This is a genomic window from uncultured Campylobacter sp. (genome assembly GCF_938041645.1).
In the GTDB taxonomy this organism is placed as follows: Bacteria; Campylobacterota; Campylobacteria; order Campylobacterales; family Campylobacteraceae; genus Campylobacter_B.
The window spans coordinates 33,689-52,199 of sequence record NZ_CALIST010000063.1; the positions used below are offsets into that span (position 1 = coordinate 33,689).

At 48.4% G+C, this 18,511-nt stretch carries 17 protein-coding genes; 10 read left to right on the forward strand and 7 right to left on the reverse strand.

Annotated features, from left to right (window positions below; genetic code table 11):
• The first annotated feature begins 515 nt into the window (after positions 1 to 515).
• Both Q0600_RS09265 and Q0600_RS09270 read left to right on the forward strand, forming a co-directional pair.
• Positions 516 to 1,055 (forward strand): DUF6882 domain-containing protein, encoded by a 540-nt coding sequence (locus Q0600_RS09265; RefSeq protein WP_298759538.1) that lies wholly within the window; start codon positions 516 to 518, stop codon positions 1,053 to 1,055.
• Positions 1,037 to 1,219, forward strand: a complete 183-nt coding sequence (locus Q0600_RS09270; RefSeq protein WP_298759541.1) for a hypothetical protein — start codon at positions 1,037 to 1,039, stop codon at positions 1,217 to 1,219. The genes Q0600_RS09265 and Q0600_RS09270 overlap by 19 nt, the downstream gene beginning before the upstream one ends.
• A gap of 198 nt (positions 1,220 to 1,417) precedes the next feature.
• On the opposite strand, the gene Q0600_RS09275 is transcribed toward Q0600_RS09270, so the two are convergent.
• Positions 1,418 to 2,161 (reverse strand): hypothetical protein, encoded by a 744-nt coding sequence (locus tag Q0600_RS09275; protein WP_298759544.1) that lies wholly within the window; start codon positions 2,159 to 2,161, stop codon positions 1,418 to 1,420.
• A 216-nt stretch (positions 2,162 to 2,377) separates the two neighbouring features.
• Between Q0600_RS09275 and Q0600_RS09280 the strand changes: the two genes are divergently transcribed.
• Positions 2,378 to 2,896, forward strand: a complete 519-nt coding sequence (locus tag Q0600_RS09280) for a hypothetical protein (protein ID WP_298759546.1) — start codon at positions 2,378 to 2,380, stop codon at positions 2,894 to 2,896.
• Positions 2,897 to 3,293: 397 nt separating this feature from the next.
• Here Q0600_RS09280 and Q0600_RS09285 read toward each other — a convergent pair whose 3' ends face one another.
• From Q0600_RS09285 to Q0600_RS09300, 4 genes are all read right to left on the reverse strand, one after another.
• Positions 3,294 to 4,430, reverse strand: coding sequence for a PepSY-associated TM helix domain-containing protein (locus Q0600_RS09285; protein ID WP_298759549.1), 1,137 nt, complete (start codon positions 4,428 to 4,430; stop codon positions 3,294 to 3,296).
• 32 nt (positions 4,431 to 4,462) lie between these two features.
• Positions 4,463 to 5,365 (reverse strand): TonB-dependent receptor, encoded by a 903-nt coding sequence (locus Q0600_RS09290; protein WP_298759552.1) that lies wholly within the window; start codon positions 5,363 to 5,365, stop codon positions 4,463 to 4,465.
• Positions 5,311 to 6,387 carry a TonB-dependent receptor plug domain-containing protein gene (locus Q0600_RS09295; protein WP_298759558.1) on the reverse strand — a complete coding sequence of 359 codons (1,077 nt, stop codon included), beginning with the start codon at positions 6,385 to 6,387 and terminating at the stop codon, positions 5,311 to 5,313. Before Q0600_RS09295 ends, Q0600_RS09290 begins: the two co-directional genes overlap by 55 nt.
• A gap of 772 nt (positions 6,388 to 7,159) precedes the next feature.
• Complete coding sequence (locus Q0600_RS09300) at positions 7,160 to 8,089, reverse strand: ribose-phosphate pyrophosphokinase (protein WP_005873085.1); 930 nt, start codon at positions 8,087 to 8,089, stop codon at positions 7,160 to 7,162.
• Between the two features lie 539 nt (positions 8,090 to 8,628).
• Here Q0600_RS09300 and Q0600_RS09305 point away from each other — a divergent pair.
• Positions 8,629 to 8,781: a hypothetical protein gene (locus Q0600_RS09305; protein WP_298759561.1), complete on the forward strand. Its 153-nt coding sequence runs from the start codon at positions 8,629 to 8,631 to the stop codon at positions 8,779 to 8,781.
• Positions 8,782 to 8,852: 71 nt separating this feature from the next.
• Here the strand turns inward: Q0600_RS09305 and Q0600_RS09310 are convergent, their stop codons facing one another.
• Complete coding sequence (locus tag Q0600_RS09310) at positions 8,853 to 10,832, reverse strand: DNA polymerase III subunit gamma/tau (RefSeq protein ID WP_298759564.1); 1,980 nt, start codon at positions 10,830 to 10,832, stop codon at positions 8,853 to 8,855.
• 93 nt (positions 10,833 to 10,925) lie between these two features.
• Between Q0600_RS09310 and Q0600_RS09315 the strand changes: the two genes are divergently transcribed.
• The 6 genes from Q0600_RS09315 to hemE all read left to right on the forward strand — a co-directional run bounded on the left by Q0600_RS09315 (position 10,926) and on the right by hemE (position 17,732).
• Positions 10,926 to 11,474: a YajG family lipoprotein gene (locus Q0600_RS09315; protein WP_297941485.1), complete on the forward strand. Its 549-nt coding sequence runs from the start codon at positions 10,926 to 10,928 to the stop codon at positions 11,472 to 11,474.
• On the forward strand, positions 11,475 to 12,092 hold the full coding sequence (locus Q0600_RS09320; protein ID WP_298759568.1) for a ComF family protein: 618 nt from the start codon (positions 11,475 to 11,477) through the stop codon (positions 12,090 to 12,092).
• A 50-nt stretch (positions 12,093 to 12,142) separates the two neighbouring features.
• Positions 12,143 to 14,866, forward strand: coding sequence for a DNA gyrase subunit A (gene gyrA, locus Q0600_RS09325; RefSeq protein ID WP_298759580.1), 2,724 nt, complete (start codon positions 12,143 to 12,145; stop codon positions 14,864 to 14,866).
• Positions 14,859 to 15,890 (forward strand): aspartate-semialdehyde dehydrogenase, encoded by a 1,032-nt coding sequence (locus Q0600_RS09330; RefSeq protein ID WP_297941487.1) that lies wholly within the window; start codon positions 14,859 to 14,861, stop codon positions 15,888 to 15,890. The genes gyrA and Q0600_RS09330 overlap by 8 nt, the downstream gene beginning before the upstream one ends.
• Positions 15,891 to 16,191: 301 nt before the next feature.
• A complete protein-coding gene (locus Q0600_RS09335; RefSeq protein WP_298759570.1) occupies positions 16,192 to 16,683 on the forward strand; it encodes a YqhA family protein in 492 nt (163 codons plus the stop codon).
• A 2-nt stretch (positions 16,684 to 16,685) separates the two neighbouring features.
• Positions 16,686 to 17,732 (forward strand): uroporphyrinogen decarboxylase, encoded by a 1,047-nt coding sequence (gene hemE / locus Q0600_RS09340; RefSeq protein ID WP_298759575.1) that lies wholly within the window; start codon positions 16,686 to 16,688, stop codon positions 17,730 to 17,732.
• Here hemE and Q0600_RS09345 read toward each other — a convergent pair.
• Positions 17,729 to 17,872 (reverse strand): hypothetical protein, encoded by a 144-nt coding sequence (locus tag Q0600_RS09345; RefSeq protein WP_298759578.1) that lies wholly within the window; start codon positions 17,870 to 17,872, stop codon positions 17,729 to 17,731. The genes hemE and Q0600_RS09345 overlap by 4 nt on opposite strands.
• Positions 17,873 to 18,511 lie beyond the last annotated feature (639 nt).

An 18,511-nucleotide genomic window follows, 5' to 3' on the forward strand; every position in this document is an offset into this window, starting at 1 on the left:
ATTTAGCGGCTCGTCGTTTGGTATGAAATTTTGCCTTTAAATTTAACGATCTTAAGAGACGATTTAAATTTTATGACTGCGCGGCGTTTAAGTTCTATCGCTCGTGCCCAAGCTGATACATTCGCTGCTGCGCACCCATTTTGCGCCGCTTTAAGCTCTAGTGCTCGCTGCTCGGTCGTAGAATTTCGCTTTAAATTAGGCTAAAATTTCGCCTTTCAAATTTAACGATCGCTCGGGCAGTTTAAATTTAGCCGCCCGCCGACCATTGCAGTCGCGTCCGCGGCCCGGCTGCAAAATTTTATCCCAGCGGCGCCCGCTATGGAAATTTTATCCGCCACGGTTTTGTAAAATTTGATTAAATTTTGCCCCTTTGTCGCGTCGCGTGAAATCGTTATAGCGCAAGCGATAGCTAGAATTTATTTTGATAAATTCCATAGCCAAGCGCGGCGTATAAGAGGGCGCGCCGATAAATCCCGCAAAAGCGCTAAATTTATCGGCGCGGCAAAAGGAGAAAAATGAAATTTTTAGACCGCTTAGGCGTCGATAAGAGCAGCTTTATTGATCTGTTTTCGGCGTGTTTAGGTTGCGGCGCAAGGGTGCAAGAGGCGGCCTCAAAGCTGATCGTAAAGGGCAGGCGCTGGTCTGTGGATCTAAAGCGCGGCGAGATCAGTTTCGGCGATGATGCGCCGCGCGCTATCTGGTATATCGACAGCGAAGCAAACGCCGGCCGCACGTGGCTATTGGGATACGAAAACATAAACCGCCTTGATGAGCGGCTGCTTACTCTCGCGCGAGATGTGCACGACTTCAGCTTGCGGCATGGGCTAGCGCAGCTTAGCGCGTCTAAGCTCGCACTAAGCGCGGAGATAAACGGCCACGCTCTAAGCACGATCGCGTGCGGATTATCGCAGGAGCCCGTAATCTACTACCGCTGTCCGCACGCCGGCGGAGCTGTGTTTGTAGCGTTTGCGGCGGGCGAGTGCGTGAGCTCCGATGGCACGATCAAGCTCAGCATGGATGCAAACGAGCTATCTCTTTGGCGCGCGATTATATAGGCGTATTTCAGTTAAATCACGCCGTTTTTATTAAGGCGCTTTTACTTAGAAACGGTACGAAATTTAGCGAAGCGGCGGGTAAGATCGTAGCAAATTTTAAAAATGACGCAGTCTTTTCGTTTGATAATTTGGGGAGGCTAAGCGAGGTAAAGTTCGCCGTATAGAGCCGCAAATATCGCGCCGTGCATTCGCGGCTTTGAAATTTACGCCGCCAAATTTTGCCCTGCAAATTTATATCGTAGAATTTTGCAGCTTGGAATTTTGCTCGGTAAAATTTAGATCGCGGAATTCTGCCACGTAAAATTTTGTCTTAAAATTCCTCTACTCTATCCGCGCCCAAGCCTTTAAATTTTAAACCAAAATCAGCCGCCGTCGATATCGAAATCAAGATGCTCTTTGAAGTAGGCGCGCAGCCTGCGGCGGTCGTTGCGGCCGGGCGTGATCGCAAACCACAGCACGCGGTCGTTTAGATCCTTGCCACGGATCAGCACGGTGTCGCGCAGCAAGATGTCGTGAAAGTCGCCGTTTAGCCGCCACGACGAGAGTGCCTTGGCGAAGAAAAAGATCACGACGCCCGCGACCATGATCACGAATGCCATTCCCACGCGCTCACTCATGGTGATACCCACTAGCCATAGCACGATCATCGATCCGATCCCAAATGTGAAGAACTGCTCGTGTTTTACGTAGCGGGAGTGGCTAAGCGCCGTGTAGCCGGTGCAGGTGCGCAAAAAGCCTGGAGTGAGCCTAACGTAGTCGATGTTAAAGAGCAAAATTTCGCTCTTGCGCTCGTTTGAAACGAAGGTGATCGCGTGGTCGCTAAATTTAAACAGCCCGCCGCCGTCGCGCCCCTGATACCAAGCTACGCCCGCGATCAAAAGCCCCAAAATCCCGCCTCCGCCGCGACCGCGTCCGTTTCCTAAAAAAATTTCATCTAAATCAAGGCCGGCCGACACGCCGTAAAAAAATACAAAGACCATCATCGCAATGACGAAGATCACGATGAAGGAGTTGTCGTTTTTGACGCTAAATCCACCTGCACTCGCGGTTCGTGCGCCGCGGCTGCGAAGGGCGGCTTTGTAGTCTTTGGTGCTAAAAGTAGGCATAAAGCCTCCTTTCTTTTGGGCTTGCGAAACTCTTTTGCGCTTTCAAAGCCCGTTTAAAACGGTTAAATTTTATAAAATTTCAGATCAAATTCGGATTAAATTTCAAATTTGAAGAGGTTTTAAAATTTAAATGGGTTGCAAATTTAAAGGATTTGAAATTTAGCCCGGGCTAAACCCCGTTTTTGTATAATCGCACAAAATTTTAAAGGAGAAAAAATGAAAAAAATTTTTGCTTTGCTTCTTGCGGCGCTATTCTTTGTTGGTTGCGGGCAGTCTCAACCGAAAGTGCCGATCGCAAGCGCGTATAAATTCAAGGGCATTACCTACCAACACTTCCAAAACCATAATCCGAAAAAATTTGTCTATCAATCGCCGGAGGCGGTCGAGAAAAAGTACAACGAGCAGCTTTTAGCGGCGCTAAAAGAGGCGAATCTGCTGGATCAAAACTCTACCGATGAGCTTAAAATTACAATAAAGCACCACAGGGGCTTTACGGGCGAAGCTACTCCGTTTCCTAGCGATAGAATCGGTGGCATAGAGTTTATTTATGAGGTTAAACTAGTAAGAAACGGCCAAATTTTAAGAAGCTACGTGCAAAATGACATTGAGCATTACGATCCAGGATTTTTCGGCAATATGAAAACCATAGCGTTGCAAAATACAGACGATAGCTATGAAAATGCCGCAATTACGGCTCTTGTCAAGCATTTAATGGAGATCATAAAGAGCTTTTAGTGGCTCAAGGGCTTTGCATTGCAAACTAAACTGCAGTAAAATTTTAAAGCACAACTGGCTAGCGTATGTGGCGGTTCGCATGATCTAAATCATCATAAATAGTTTTCGACGTCTTGCAGGTTTCTAAATCGCGGAATTTAAAAAAACAGCTGCAAACCTGCGCGGTAAATTGAAGTGTAGTTTTGTAGAAATTAAGAAATCAATTGAAATTGCAGATGGTAGTAGCCTTGCTGAAGCAAATTCCGCTTCCTCGCAGTCAAATTCTGCATTATAACCCAATTTTAAATGCTATAAATTTGAAATTCTGCGGTACAAAGCACCTGTTTATAGGCTATGAGCGTAGCCTCTTTTGCAAAGCCTTTATGTAGAGTACTGAGTACTGCGTGTTTTGCGTAATCTATCTTATAAGCCTTTTTAAGCTCATCCAAAAACCGCTCGCGGCTAAAAACAAAAATGAAAGCGAAGATAGGCAAAATATAAGCTTGCCGATCTGCCCGAAAATTTCGCCTGAATGAATATCTAAAACCGCCATGCGTATCGTCATAAAACGCGGCATTTGCGCTTTCATATCGGCAAATTTAACATCCCTTAAAATTTCGCCGCTCGTAGCATTGATCGCGATCCTATTAAATTCATCGCTCTCGTCGCTCGCAATCCCGTATATCTCGCTATATACTCCGTCTTTTGGATTAAGCATTATGTTAAAAAATTTAAAATTTTCGCCGTGTTTTTGGGTAAAAATTTTAAACATCGCGTCGATCTCCCGTAGTTTGCCTGCATCCTTAAACCCCAACTTTTGTCTAGGTTCAAATTTTTCAGCTTTGTAAATTTGGTCCTCGCCCAAAATTTTATTCGTTAGTCTTGCTAACCAGTCATAAGAAAAATATAGCCCGCTCGCGCTTATAGCAAAAAGTATTACAGCCGCATAGATGCCCGTGCATCCGTGGATCTGATAAAGCAGCGCGTAGCCGCGAACTTTGAAATTTATCTTTAGCGCCTTTGTAAGCTTGCGTCTAAAAAACGGATAATAGATCAAAATCCCGCTTAGCAAAAGCAAAATGAGCCCTAGCGTGCTAAGTGCCACGATTTGCCTGCCGATCTCGCGAGCCCCCTCGCCGAAGGCAAGCTCAAAGCCTAGATTTGTATGTAGGCTTAGCACAACGTTCATTATCCTCTCTTCATAGTTCTCGCCGACGATTTGTCCGTCATAAGGGCTCAAAAAATACGCTCTTGCTCGTCCTTTGCCGTCTTTGCCCGCGACTTCGATGCTTGCGCCGCCGTCTTTTATGCCGATTAACTCCGGCGTGAAGCTACTTTGCTTCTCGCCGAAAATTTTTAAAATTTCAGAAATTTTTAGGCGAGGCACATCTCTTTGGACGGCGAAAGACTGCCGCTCGTTAATCGCGTCAAAAATTTCATCGTGATACGAGATGAAACAGCCCGACAAGGCGACTACGAGCAGCGGTAGTGCACAAAGCAGAGACAAAATTAAATGAACGTTGAACCAAAAGTTTTTCTTTAAAACTCTCCTCATCGTTTAAATTTCATCTTTAAATTTTGCTCGAATTAAAAATTTACGTTGAAGCCGAGCTGAAATTTACGACCCTCAGCTATGAGGGCCCTGGTCGGCTTATCGTCTATTACTCTTTCGTTAAATACGTTATATACGCTAAAATTTACGCTAGCGTTTTTCGTGATTTTATAGTTAGTCCCGACGTCGGTGACGGCGTAGCCCTTGGTGCTTACATATACGCCGTTTTTTATCCTGCTTATATAATTTACCTGCGTCCAGAAGCTCAGATCGCTATTAAAGTCGTAATCAAGTCCCGTTTTTATCATATAGCGCGGGGTGTCGGTCAGCGTCTTGCCCTCATTTTCGCCTGATTTTTGTTTTGATTTAGCGTAGGTGTAGTTTGCATGAAATGCTAAATTTGATAAAATTTTCCACTCGCCGCTAAGCTCAAGTCCGTCTATGGAGGCTCTGCCGATATTTACGTTTTCATAAATTCCAAAATAGGTCTTGCCTTGATAAACACAAGTCCAAGTAGCGGGATTATTAAAATCCGCTCCCGATCCCCAACCGCCGCATCTTACGACGCTATCGATCTTGTCTTTGAAGTCGGTGTGAAAAACGGTCGCCGAAAGGCTTAGATTATCGTTATTGTCATACATCGTTCCGACCTCGTAATTTACGCTAGTTTCGGGCTTGAGGCTGCTTCGCCCCAGTCTGATACCGCGTCCGTGATTTATCGGAATTTTTAGCCCTTCGGATCTATCGTCGATATTAGGCGTCGTATAGCCCGCCGATACGCCTCCCTTAAACGATAAATTTTCATTTAGATGATAAACGATGTAGCCGCGCGGCGCAAAGTGTCCGCCGTAGTCTTTGTCGTAGTTGTATCTTAAGCCCGCAGTCAGTGCAAGCGCGTCCGTGACATAAAAATTATCCTCTCCAAATACACATCCCATCTTTTTAGATGCGCATCATCGCTAAAGCCCGGCTCATTTTGTGATGAATCCAGCTTCTCATGGCGATACTGCGCGCCGAGCGTTAAGGTATTTGAGTCAAAAAGATACGAGCCTTGAGTATTAAATATCGTAGATCTTAGCCTGATGTCGCTTGCGGCTTGATCGGAAAAGGTTTTTGTAACCTCGTGCGATAGATAGGTATCGGTTAGAAATTTATCGTATCTTCCGCTATGCGAGAGCGAAATTTGATCGTCTTTGTCGTCTTCGTGAGTGTTATATCCTAGATACGCCGTTTTGCCTAGAGTTCTTGAGGTCAAGTTTTTAGTGTGTTTGTAATCAAGCGCGAGATCGTCGTTCTCGGTAGGCTTATACATAAGCTTCGCACCGAAATTCTTATCCGCGTCTTTTGGATTGCCGTAGTCTTTGACGTCTTCAAATTTATGAAAATATCGCCCGTAAAGCGAAATTCCGAGTGCGTCTGGCACTATCGCGCCGCTTGCATAAAATCCAGTAGAGTAGCCATTGCCTATGTCTTTGTGCTGCGCGATATCGTAGTAACCGTTTATATTGGCGATAGGCTCGTTTGAAAAGCCCTTGGTGATGATGTTTATCACGCCGCCCATAGCGTCGGTACCGTATAGAGAGCTCATCGGTCCGCGGATGACTTCCACGCGGGCAATAGCATTTGCGGGCGGGATGAAGCTTTGGATGCTTCCTTGCGAGCCGAAACCCGGAAATGCGCTCTCGCTGGAAACAGGACGACCGTCGATTAAAATTTTAGTATATTTTGAATCCATACCACGCATTCTGATATCGCTTTTGCCCTTCATTGAGCTAAATCTAGGTGCGGAATATACGCCTGGTATATCCTTTACGATGTCGGCTACGTCTTTGTGATTTCTCTTTTCGATCTCTTTTTGAGGTATTACCGAGATCGACGCCGGCGCTTCTTTGATATCTTGCTCAAAGGCAGTGGCGCTTACGACGATCTCTCCTAAATCGGCCTCTTGCCCCCCCCCCATAGTTGTGCGGTCAAAATCGAAACTGCCACGAGTGATAAATGCAAACTGCGCATTATTATGTCCTTTTGATAAAATTTTGCGAATGAAATTCACGGACGAAATTATAGCTCCGAAAAGATTAAATATTTATGAAATATTAAAAGGCGTTATCGCTATCAAGCATATTTGATTCTAACGTGCAATCGCTATTTATAGGCATTGATGAATAAAATTTTATTTGCTTTTGGCAGTTTAAGGAGCGAATGATAAATTTAAAGGCTAATGAGCTTTAAAAATTTACGCCGCGTTGTAAATATCAAAATTTAAATGCAGTGAGCTCGGGATATCTGTCATTAGTGTGCGCCGTGGGTTTTGCGGAGAAATTTAATGAGACTTTGCGAAGCGTAGCCGATGCGCACAGGAGTGAGCGGCAATTAAATTTTCACGGCGAATTTAAAGCAGGGTGTTTTTAATACTAATTTTTCAAGCGTTAAAATGCGGCTTGCGGCGGCTGGTGCGGCAAAATTTGCTTTGCGGTTGCAGTTAAATTTTTCCGCCGCGCGGAGTAAATACCGCGCAGAGGTTAAATTTGCCGCGTAGAAGCTAAATTTCGCGTCGCAGTTAAATTCACAATAAGTTAAATCAGCAGCGAGCTCAAACGCTGTAAATTTGGAGCTCACAGGCGTAAGCGCTTGACTTGCGGCTGAGCCGCGATCTTTTATTATAAGATGCCTCTTGTTCGCATTCCTGCGGCTGTATAAAACAAACGACGCCGCGTTTTAAATTTTAAAATTTATTTGAATAAGCTATTTACGCTCTCGTCGTGATATACGCGTCTGATGACCTCGCCGAAGAGCGGAGCGACGCTGATTACCTTGATGCGGTCGCTTTCCTGCTTTAGCGGGATCGTGTCGGTCACGACGAGGCCGTCTAGCGCGCCACTTTCGATGCGCTCATATGCCGGGCCGCTTAGCACGGCGTGCGTGCAAAACGCACTGACGCTCTTTGCGCCCTGTTCCTTAAACGCGCCCGCAGCCTTGACGATGGTGCCTGCGGTATCGATCATATCGTCGATTAGGATCACGTCCTTGCCCGCGACGTCGCCGATGATGTTCATCACCTCACTTTTGTTCGCCTCCTCGCGGCGCTTATCGACGATCACCAGATCGAGCGAGAGCTTTTTGGCGAAGCTTCTGGCGCGCGCGACGCCGCCCACGTCGGGGCTGGCTATGATCGGATTTTTTAAATTTTTCTCTTTCAGATAATCCAAAAATATCAGCGAGCCGTAGAGGTTATCGACCGGCACGTCGAAAAAGCCCTGTATCTGCCCCGCGTGCAGATCCATCGTGACGACGCGGTCGATCCCCGCCGTCTGCATCATATTTGCCACGAGCTTCGCGCTGATCGGCACGCGCGGAGCCGCCTTGCGGTCTTGGCGAGCGTAGCCGAAGTAGGGCACCACCGCCGTGATCGAGTTCGCGCTGGAGCGCTTCAGCGCGTCGGTTAGGATCAGAAGCTCCATCAGATTGGAGTTTGCGGGCGCGCATGTGGGTTGGATGACGAAGACGTCCTTGCCGCGCACGCTCTCGCCGATCTGGACGCTGATTTCGCCGTCGCTGAAGGTTTTGATCGCGCACTCGCTAAGCGGCAGCGAGAGATATTTGGAGATTTTTTTGGCAAATTCGGGATTTGCAGTGCCGGAGAAAATTTTATATCCGCGCATTTTGGTGACCTTTGGATTGAAATTTGCCAGAATTCTACACCAAAAGCGCTAAATTTTAGCTAATTCGCCCGCCGCGCCCGCGTAAAATTCATAAGCGTGCATCGCGAACCGCCGCCCATTTGCTGGATAAATTCTTTAAAATTTCAGGGCGGCTCAGTTCGCCGCGATTTTACCCTGGCGAAATTCAGCTTTGACTTACGGCGCCCGCGAGCGATCGGAGCCTGCGTTTTTGCACGAGCAGCCGCGTAGATGTAGCTAAAACCGTATCGCAAAGTTTGATGAAAGTTTGAGAGAGCGCATCAGGCGGGAGCATGGTACGGATAAAGTCGTATCGCGGAGGGCATGGTGCGGATGAGCGCGAAATTTTATATTTGCTATGCAAACGCGCAAATTTTATTTTTGAACTGCGGAGAGTGCGTTTAAATTTAAATTTTGAGCTTGCACGGGACAGACTGCGCGGATACTTGCGGCGCGCTAAATTTAGACTGCCGCGGCGTATGAATTTTGGATCGCCAGCGCGGTTAAATTTAAAGCGCGCTTTGACGATCAAATTTAAAGCTTGCTGTTTAGAGCTCGATCGCGCGCCGCAAAATTTTAAAATTTATCGCGCGACTTTGGTCTGCCATGTAAATTTAGACACCGCCTTTGCGCGCTTAAATTTTAAAATCGCGCAGGCTTGCTTCGCCGCGTAAATTTCTATATCGTTTTGGCGCGCTTAAATTTAAAATCACGCGGCGCAGTGTAAATTTATCCGCAGCGGGCGCTATTCCGTGATTTTGGTGGGCTCGCCGAAGAGTCTATTCATCTCGGAGATCAAAATTTCCTTGCCGTCCTGCGCGCCGTTTGCGAGCTCGGCGAGGCCTGCCTTGGCGGCGCGCACGCTCTTGCTCGTATCGCGGGGCTTTGCGGCGTAGTTTTGCGGATCGGTGGATCTTAACAGATCGTCTTTGGGCGGCTGTTTTTCGCCCTCGCTGTTATCGCCTTTTTTTTGCGGTTTTGCCGCTTTCGACGCGGAATTGTCTTCGGAATTTTCGCCGCCGTTTGAAATTTCATCTTGCTCGGAGTTCGCGGCTCCGCTCGCGCCTACCTCGGAATTTTGCGCGCCGCTCGGCGTAGAATTTTCTTGCTTCTGCGGCGCGCCCTGCTCGATCTTGATGGCCGCGCTCTCGCCGAAAAGCGATTTTAGCACGCTATTTATCGCTCGCGAGCCCTTGCGCAGGTACTCTCTGTCCTGCCCCTGCGCGCGCGAGAGCAGATACAGCGTGCCGCGCTCAAATTTTAAAAATTCCACGCACTTGCTAAATTTCTCGCCCAGATCGTAATCGCGGTCGTAAATTTTGGCTAGAAAATTCTCGTAAATTTCATTTTGAGCGCCCGTTTTGGCGGATGGGCTAGAATTTTTAGTCTGCGCGTCGCTGCCTGCGTTTGGTTTTATTTCGTCGCTCGCGTCAGTGCTTTGTTTTGCCGCACCGAAGTTTTGCGCAGGGCTTGCGGGACGTTTCGCGCTCGCAGTAAAGCTCGGCACTTCGCTTGTAGCGCTACCCTGGTCGCTTGACGTAAAAGTTGCGCCGTCCGGCTCGCTGTTTGGCACAAAAGTCGCGCTTTGGTTGAAATTTGACCTAAAATTCGGCGCAGAGTTTTGCGCGTTTAAATTAGGCGCCGAAGCGGAAGGATAGCCTTCGCCTTGATCCAGGGATCTTCCGACCTCGATCAGCTCGTCGATCTCGCGCAGATTGACCGCCTCCATCATCATAAAAATCATCATAGAAATTGCGTAAGTGTTGTCGGGGCTGATGGCGAGCATGCTCTTAGCGCCCGCTAAAATGCGGAAAAACCGCTCATACATCAGCAGGCTAAATTTCGCGTCGCGGCGCAGGAATTTATCCTTTAAATTTGCGATCATCTCGTCGATTATCGTCTCGGCGTTGTAATTTTCGACCTCTTTGATGATCTCGATCGCGCCCGCGCGGTCCTGGCGCAGCACTACGTCTAAAATTTCGCCAATTTTGGCGGGATCGAGCAAGCCTAACATATCGGCGATCGCACGCTCGGTGATACCTTCGCGGCTAAAGATAATCGCCTGATCGAGGAGCGTGAGCGTGTCTCGTAGCGAGCCCGAGCCGCTGCGCGCTAGAATTTCGAGCGCGCCCTCTTCGTAAGCGATGTTTTCGGTTTTTAAAATTTGCTCTAGATGCGCTACGACGGCGCTTTTGGCGATCGGCTTAAAGCGAAAGTGCTGCGTGCGCGATAGAACCGTGACGGGAAGCTTGAGCGGATCGGTGGTCGCAAGGATAAATTTTACGTAGCTAGGCGGCTCCTCAAGCGTCTTTAAAAGCGCGTTGGAAGCCTCTTTGGTGAGCATATGCACCTCGTCGATGATGAAAATTTTAAAGCGCGCGCTTGCGGGATGATACTTCGTCTGCTCGATGAGCTCGCGAATATCGTCGATCTTGCGGTGGCTGGCGGCGTCCATCTCGATGATGTCGATGTGGCGCCCCTCGTTTGCCATTACGCAGTTATCGCAGAGCTCGCACGGCTTGCCGGTGGGGCCTTTGTCGCATAAAAGCGCTTTGGCAAAAATCCTAGCCGTCGAGGTTTTGCCGCTGCCGCGAAGTCCGCTGAAAAGATATGCGTGGCTCAGCCTGCCCGAATCCAGCGCGTGCGCGAGGCTTTTGGCGACGGCGTCTTGACCGATGAGCTGATCGAAGCTTTTGGGTCTGTATTTTAAAGCGAGTGCTTGCAAAATTTCTCCTTTGATTCTGCTAATGATACAAAAAAATCTATAAATTTTAAATTTAGTGCTACAATGCGCCCGAATTTCAGAAAAAGGATAAAAATGAAAAAATTTTTAATCGGCGTATTTGCGCTATTTTTTGTCGCTTGCTCGCAAACCAGCAGCGTCATCAGCTTAAATCCGTATCTTTCTAAGGCCGATCAGACCGTAAGCGGCAAGTCGGTAAATATCAACGCGATCAACGATCAGCGCGAAAATCAGATGGTAATCGCCGTCATCAACGATAATAACGGCAAGCTGGTCGATGAGGTACTTTTAAAAAACAATCTCTCGGCGTGGTTCGACAAAGCTTTACGCGCGGAGCTTGAGGCTCGCGGCGTAAAGATCGATCCGGCAAGCCCGAATATCGTAACCGTAAACATTAGAAGCATCTCGGCGGCGATCAACGGCTACTCGAAGGAAAATATGAGCGCAAGAGGCGAGGTCGCGATCTCTATCGTGCAGGGCAACAAAACTACGACCAAGCGCGTTTCGCAGGATCAGAGCCAATTTACGGCGCTTCGCACGGCTAGATCGCTTAATCCTTTCGTGCAAAGCTTGCTTGGCGACATCGTCAAAAAATCTGCCGATCAAATCATCTCTACGCTTTAGATGCGCTGCGTAAATTGCGGCGCGTTTAGCCTGCGCACGATCTGCGCCGCCTGCGCCGCAAATTTAGCCGAATGCCGTCTAAGTATGCGGCAGGTGGAGGGCTTTAGCGTATTTTACTACTACGGCTACTCCGAAATTCGAGAGCTTATACTTTCTAAACATCACGAATACGGCGCTGCAGTGCTTGCGCGCATAGCCTCTTTAAGCTTAGCGAAATTCCCGCTTCATCTGCAGCGCGAAATTTCTGCAAATCCGCAAAATTACGAAACGTTTAAAACGGACGGGATTTTTAAATTTAACGCCGTGCCGCTGGATGATGACGCTCGCAGCGGCTATTCGCACACGGCGATCCTAGCTCGCGCGCTAAAAAGCGAACTCGTGGAGCCAAAATTTCACTGCCTGCGCGCGCAAAACCGCGTCAAATACACGGGGCAGAGTTTGGAATTTCGCCTAAAACACAAGCGAAATTTTAAAATTTTAACCCCGCCGAAATTCCCCGTGATCCTAGTAGACGACATCATCACCTCGGGTCTTAGCATGCTGCAAGCGCGCGAGAGCTTGATCGATGGCGGCTTTATGCCCGTGTGCGGCTTGGTTTTAGCTAATGCAAAAGAATAATTCGCTATAATCGCGCTTTAAAATTTAAAAGGATATTTATGCAATCAAATATGTTTGAAAATCAGGAGATCATCGATATCGACGTCGAAGAATCGATCAAGACGAGCTATCTTGATTACTCGATGAGCGTTATCATCGGTCGTGCGCTGCCGGACGCCAGAGACGGCCTAAAGCCGGTGCATAGGCGAATTTTATACGCGATGAACGATCTTGGCGTGGGCTCTCGCCAGCCATACAAAAAATCCGCCCGTATCGTAGGAGACGTTATCGGTAAATACCATCCGCACGGCGATACCGCCGTTTATGATGCGCTCGTGCGAATGGCGCAGAGCTTTTCGATGAGAATTCCTTCCGTGGACGGGCAGGGTAACTTCGGATCGATCGACGGCGACGGCGCGGCGGCGATGAGGTATACCGAAGCGCGTATGACGCCGCTAGCCGAAGAGCTGCTAAAAGACCTGGATAAAGAGACGGTCGATTTCGTGCCGAACTACGACGAGAGCCTGAACGAGCCCGACGTCCTGCCTGCGCGCGTGCCGAATTTACTGCTTAACGGCTCAAGCGGAATCGCCGTAGGAATGGCGACGAATATCCCACCGCACAGCCTAGATGAGCTCGTGGGCGGTCTTTTGATACTGCTTGAGAATAAAAACGCAAGCCTAGAGGAGATCATGGGCGAGATCAAGGGCCCTGATTTTCCGACCGGCGGCATCATCTACGGCAAAAAGGGGATTATCGAGGCGTATAAAACGGGCAGAGGGCGCGTTAAAATTCGCGCTAAAACCCATATCGAAAAAAAGGCTAGTAAAGACGTCATCGTAATTGACGAGCTGCCGTATCAGACAAATAAAGCGCGCTTAATCGAGCAGATCGCAGATCTCGTAAAAGAAAAGCAGATCGAAGGCATCTCCGAAGTGCGCGACGAGAGCGATCGCGACGGAATTCGCGTAGTAATCGAGCTTAAGCGCGACGCGATGAGTGAGATCGTGTTGAATAATCTATTTAAGCAAACCACGATGGAGGCGACCTTCGGCGTGATAATGCTCGCGATCGACGGCAAGGAGCCGAAGATTTTCACGCTGATAGAGCTTTTGAAGCTGTTTTTGAACCACAGAAAAACCGTCATCATCCGCCGTACGATTTTTGAGCTTCAAAAAGCGCGCGCTAGAGCGCATATCTTGGAGGGCTTAAAGATCGCGCTAGATAATATCGACGAAGTGATTGACGTGATTAGAAATTCCGCCGATACAAACGTCGCGCGCGAAAATTTAATGAGCAGATTCGGCCTTAGTGAGGCGCAATCAGGCGCGATTTTGGATATGAGGCTAAGCCGTTTAACGGGGCTTGAGCGCGAAAAGATCGAGGAGGAGCTAAAAGAAATTTTAGCCGAGATAAAGCGGCTTGACGCGATCCTAAAGAGCGAGGAGCTAATCGAAGGTATCATCAAAGATGAGCTTTTGGAGATCAAGGATAAATTCAGATGCCCGCGCATCACCGAAATCGTCGATGACTACGAGGATATCGACATCGAAGATCTTATCGCGAATGAAAATATGGTCGTTACGATCACTCACCGCGGCTACATCAAGCGCGTGCCTAGCAAGACTTACGAGAAGCAAAAGCGCGGCGGCAAGGGGCGCGTGGCGGTCACGACGTACGATGACGACTTCATCGAGAGCTTTTTTACGTCCAACACCCACGATACGCTTATGTTTATCACCGACCGCGGGCAGCTTTACTGGCTTAAAGTCTATAAAATCCCGGAGGGCTCGCGCACCGCAAAGGGCAAGGCGGTAGTAAATTTAATCCAGCTCGGCGCGGACGAAAAGATCATGGCGATCATCCCTACGACCGATTTTGATCCGAGCAAGTCGCTCGTATTTTTCACTCGAAACGGCATCGTAAAACGTACGAATTTAAGCGAGTTTAAAAACATCCGATCGCTTGGCATCCGCGCTATCAGCCTAGATGAGGACGATACTCTCGTAACCGCTCTCATCGCTCCAAACAGCGCCGAGGAGATGCAAAACTACAAAGGAGGCGCCCTAAGCGGCGACGATCTGGACGGCGGCGAGGCTGAGGAAATTCTAGAGCAGACCGAGCAGGATATTTTAGAGGGAAGCGAGAATGAAATTTCAGATGAAATTTCGGACGCACAAGAGGGTGAGCTGCAAAGCGCCAACGAAAATATGCTCTTCATCGCTACGAAAAAGGGAATGTGCCTTAAATTTAATCTAAATAAAATTCGCCAGATGGGGCGCATCGCTCGCGGCGTAAAGGGGATTAAATTTAAAGAAAAAGGCGACGAGGTCATCGGCGCAGCGTTTATTTTAAGCGACATGCAAGAAATTTTAAGCGTGAGCCAAAAGGGTATCGGCAAGCGCACGACCGCGAGCGAGTATCGTCTCACAAATCGCGGCGGCAAGGGCGTCATCTGCATGAAGCTCACCAACCGCACGGGAGAGCTCATCGGCGTCGTGATGGTCGATGAGGAGATGGATCTTATGGCGCTAACCACCAGCGGTAAGATGATCCGCGTCGATATGCAAAGCATCCGCAAAGCGGGCCGCAACACCAGCGGCGTCATCGTCGTAAATGTCGAGGGCGACGACGTAGTGAGCATCGCAACCTGCCCGAAAGCCGAGGAGGGCGACGAGGGCGAAGCGGACGAGCTTGCGCAGGATGAAAATTTATTAAATTCAAATTTAGATAGCAAAGATTCGCAGAGCGACGACCCTAGCGATGAAATTTTAAAAGGAGGAGAGGATGAGTAGTTACAATATCGCCATTGTAGGCGCTACCGGCGCTGTAGGCGAGGAGATTTTGCGCGTCTTAGACGAGATGAACTTCCCCGTAAAGGACATACTGCCGCTTGCAAGCGCAAAGAGCGCGGGCGAGAAGGTGGAATTCCGCGGTAAAGAATACGTCGTGAGGGAGCTAACGGACAGCACCTTCGACGAAAACGAGATCGACATCGCATTTTTTAGCGCGGGCGGCTCCATTTCGGCGCATTACGTGCCATTTGCTGCAGCAAGCGGCGCGGTGGTGATCGACAACACTAGCCACTTTCGTATGCAAGAAAATGTCCCGCTCGTAGTACCCGAGTGTAATCCTCAGGATATAAAGCTATGGGAAGAGACAGGCATAATCGCTAATCCGAACTGCTCTACCATCCAGATGGTTCAAATTCTTAAGCCGCTTGATGACGCGTTTGATATCGAGCGCGTGGACGTAAGCACCTACCAAGCGACGAGCGGCGCAGGTAAAGAGGGTATGAGCGAGCTTGTAGGGCAGTTGCAGCAGTTTTTCGCTTTTAAGCTTGATGAGTGCGAGCCGAAGGTTTTCCCGCATCAGATCGCGATGAATGTCATCCCGCACATCGATGTATTTTTGGACAACGACTACACCAAAGAAGAGATGAAGATGGTGAACGAAACGCAGAAAATTTTGCATAAAAACTTCGCCGTTTCGGCTACCTGCGTGCGCGTGCCGGTACTTCGCAGCCACAGCGAGGCGATCACGATAAAATTTAAAAAGGATTTCGAGATTAGCCGCGTGCGTGAAATTTTAAGAAACGCGCCTAGCATCGTGCTTGTAGACGATCCGAGCAAAAACGAATATCCGATGCCGCTGCTTTCGAGCGACACGAACGAAACCTACGTCGGCAGGCTCCGCAGGGACAATTTCGACGATAAAATTTTGCATCTTTGGTGCAGCGCCGATCAGATCCGCGTCGGAGCGGCTACGAACGCCGTGCGCATCGCGCTTCGCTGGATCGATATGCAGCAAGACAAGTAGGATAATTTAGCAAGGCTGCCGAGTTTTTGCACGCGGATACAGTCGCGCGCGTGATTTCGGTGCCGAGGCCGCGCGAATAAATTTGCAAATCAACCTAGTTAAAATTTAACGCCGCGAGCTGAAATTTTGCGCCTTTAACCTAGCGCAAAATTTTAAAGACTCAAACGGACGCGATCAAAAGAGATAAATTTATGCAGCTGCAAACGAGTGTAAATTTAAGCGAACGCTTCGGCATGGAGCGGTTTTTAAATTTATACGTTCGTTTGCGGAGCGGCTACCCGAATTAAAATTTAAGGAAAAAATGAAAGCTATATTTGAAAAATTTTTACTTTGCAGCAAATTTTTAACCCTCCTGCCGGTACTTTTTTGCATCGCGGCAGGCGCGGCGATATTTGTGGTGGCAAGCTACGAAATCTGCTCGGCGCTCTATAAAATCGTAGAATTTTTTCTAGCTCCGCAGAGCGAGGGAGCGCTTTACGTCGATATTTTAAGCGAGATAATAACGGCGATCGATCTGTATCTGGTCGCTATAGTACTGCTAATCTTTGTATTTGGAATTTATGAGCTGTTTATCGACGAGTTTGTGGATCTGAATTTGCAAGTTTTAAAGATCGCCTCTCTAGATGAGCTGAAGCATAAACTCGGCAGCGTCATCATAATGGTGCTCGTAGTGGATTTTTTCAAGAGAATTTTGCACACCGATTTTACTACCCCTTTGGATATGCTTTTGCTCGCAGGAGCTATCTTTGCGGTTTGTTTGGCTTTGTATATTTTGAGTAAATTTAAAGGATAAAAATGGTTTTCATCGACGCATGCTTCGGCAAAGAGACCCCATACACGCCCATTTGGATGATGCGCCAGGCGGGGCGCTACCTGCCGCAATACATGGCGGTGCGCGAGAGGGCGGGTGATTTTTTGAGCCTGTGCCGCGACTACCGCGCCGCTAGCGAGGTGACGATCCAGCCCGTGGAGATTTTGGGCGTCGATGCGGCGATACTTTTTAGCGATATTTTGGTCGTGCCGATGCAGATGGGTATGGATCTGCGCTTTGAAGCGGGCGAGGGGCCGAAATTTAGTGATCCGATCCGCTCCCGGGGCGATCTGGCACGCCTTGATCCGCAAAAGGCCGCGGCGGAGCTCGGATACGTTTATGATACGATCTCGCTTACTCGCTCTCGCCTTGCCGCGGATAAAGCTCTTATCGGCTTTTGCGGCGCGCCGTGGACGATCGCTACCTATATGATCGAGGGCGGCAGCAGCAAAAATTACGCCGTTTGCAAAAGGATGCTCTACGAAAATCCGCAGCTTTTGCATGAAATTTTGCGCCTCGTTACGGAGGCGACGAAGCTTTATCTGGCGCGCCAGATCGGCTCGGGCGTCGATGCGGTGCAGATTTTCGACAGCTGGGCGGGCGCGCTGGAGCCGAGCGCGTACGAGGAGTTTGGCTGGCGATACATCCTAGAAATCACGGAATTTTTAAAGGCGAAATTCTCGCATATCCCGCTCATCGTCTTCGCCAAGGGCACGGGCGCACAGATGTCGCGGTTGAGCCGTATTGCGGAGCAGCGAGGAGCGGCGAGCTTTGACGTATGGGGCGTGGATTGGAGCACTCCGATTGAGCTTGCGCGCGAGCAGCTCGGGGGCAAATTTGCGCTTCAAGGCAACCTGGAGCCGATGCGGCTATACGATCGCAGCGCGATAGAATCGGGCGTGCGCGAGATATTAGCGGCGATGAAGGGTGTCGCGCATATCTTTAATCTAGGGCATGGAATTTTGCCCGACGTAAGCGTGCAAAACGCCAAATATCTGGTAGATCTGGTGCACGAGCTAACCGCGCGCTAAAACCTGGTTTTACGAGAGCTCGCTTGCAGCGCGCCGCTGTGAAATTTCATAGAGCCGTAGTTTAAAATTTTGCTAGCCCAGGTTACTTGATTTGCTTCCGCGCGATTTTTTCCACTGCCCATAAATTTTAAATTTTGCACCGCTTTCACGCCGCTAAAACAGCTCGCGGAACGCAAAGCTTTAAAATTTTAAAATTCTACGCCGTTTTGCGCGGCAGTATCGCTAAATTTTAAAATTTAGCCGAAATTTGAAATTTTATGTCGCTTTTACATCGAGCGAGGCTTAAAATTTTATGCGCTATGTATGCGGCGGCGTAAAAATACCGCAAGCTCGCGAGTTTAAATTTAACCCGCGCTTTAAATTTATAGCTCGCACGCCCTAAATTTAAGGATAAATTCAAAGCTCTAAGCTTAAAATTTCGTCGTAGCGGGGACGGAGTACGGAAGTAAAATTTTGCATAAAAGCGGCGCTAAATTTCGGCACGCGGAAGTTAAATTTCAAGGCATAAATTTGCTACGTAGAATTTTAAAAGCTCGATACAAAGCGTTATTGGTGCGAGACTTGAGATCAGTATAAATTTGCTACGTAAAATTTCAAAGCGGGATTTCCTAGCTAAATTTTTTAAAAGCAAATTTCAGTAAAATTTCACGAGGCAAAATTTCAAATTAAAATTTTGAAAATTAAATTCCGCAAAGTAAAATTTAAAGCGCAATTCAAAGCAAATTCTGCGCGCAAGCAAACCCCACAAATCAAATCATGGAGCAAAAATGAGATATATT

Excerpts from the sequence above, each read along its gene's own strand:
- Q0600_RS09265 (WP_298759538.1), top strand. The coding sequence starts at position 516 with ATGAAATTTTTAGACCGCTTAGGCGTCGATAAGAGCAGCTTTATTGAT.
- Q0600_RS09275 (WP_298759544.1), bottom strand. The coding sequence starts at position 2,161 with ATGCCTACTTTTAGCACCAAAGACTACAAAGCCGCCCTTCGCAGCCGC.
- Q0600_RS09280 (WP_298759546.1), top strand. The coding sequence starts at position 2,378 with ATGAAAAAAATTTTTGCTTTGCTTCTTGCGGCGCTATTCTTTGTTGGT.
- Q0600_RS09285 (WP_298759549.1), bottom strand. The coding sequence starts at position 4,430 with ATGAGGAGAGTTTTAAAGAAAAACTTTTGGTTCAACGTTCATTTAATT.
- Q0600_RS09290 (WP_298759552.1), bottom strand. The coding sequence starts at position 5,365 with ATGGGATGTGTATTTGGAGAGGATAATTTTTATGTCACGGACGCGCTT.
- Q0600_RS09295 (WP_298759558.1), bottom strand. The coding sequence starts at position 6,387 with ATGGGGGGGGGGCAAGAGGCCGATTTAGGAGAGATCGTCGTAAGCGCC.
- Q0600_RS09300 (WP_005873085.1), bottom strand. The coding sequence starts at position 8,089 with ATGCGCGGATATAAAATTTTCTCCGGCACTGCAAATCCCGAATTTGCC.
- Q0600_RS09315 (WP_297941485.1), top strand. The coding sequence starts at position 10,926 with ATGAAAAAATTTTTAATCGGCGTATTTGCGCTATTTTTTGTCGCTTGC.
- Q0600_RS09320 (WP_298759568.1), top strand. The coding sequence starts at position 11,475 with ATGCGCTGCGTAAATTGCGGCGCGTTTAGCCTGCGCACGATCTGCGCC.
- gyrA (WP_298759580.1), top strand. The coding sequence starts at position 12,143 with ATGTTTGAAAATCAGGAGATCATCGATATCGACGTCGAAGAATCGATC.
- Q0600_RS09330 (WP_297941487.1), top strand. The coding sequence starts at position 14,859 with ATGAGTAGTTACAATATCGCCATTGTAGGCGCTACCGGCGCTGTAGGC.
- Q0600_RS09335 (WP_298759570.1), top strand. The coding sequence starts at position 16,192 with ATGAAAGCTATATTTGAAAAATTTTTACTTTGCAGCAAATTTTTAACC.
- hemE (WP_298759575.1), top strand. The coding sequence starts at position 16,686 with ATGGTTTTCATCGACGCATGCTTCGGCAAAGAGACCCCATACACGCCC.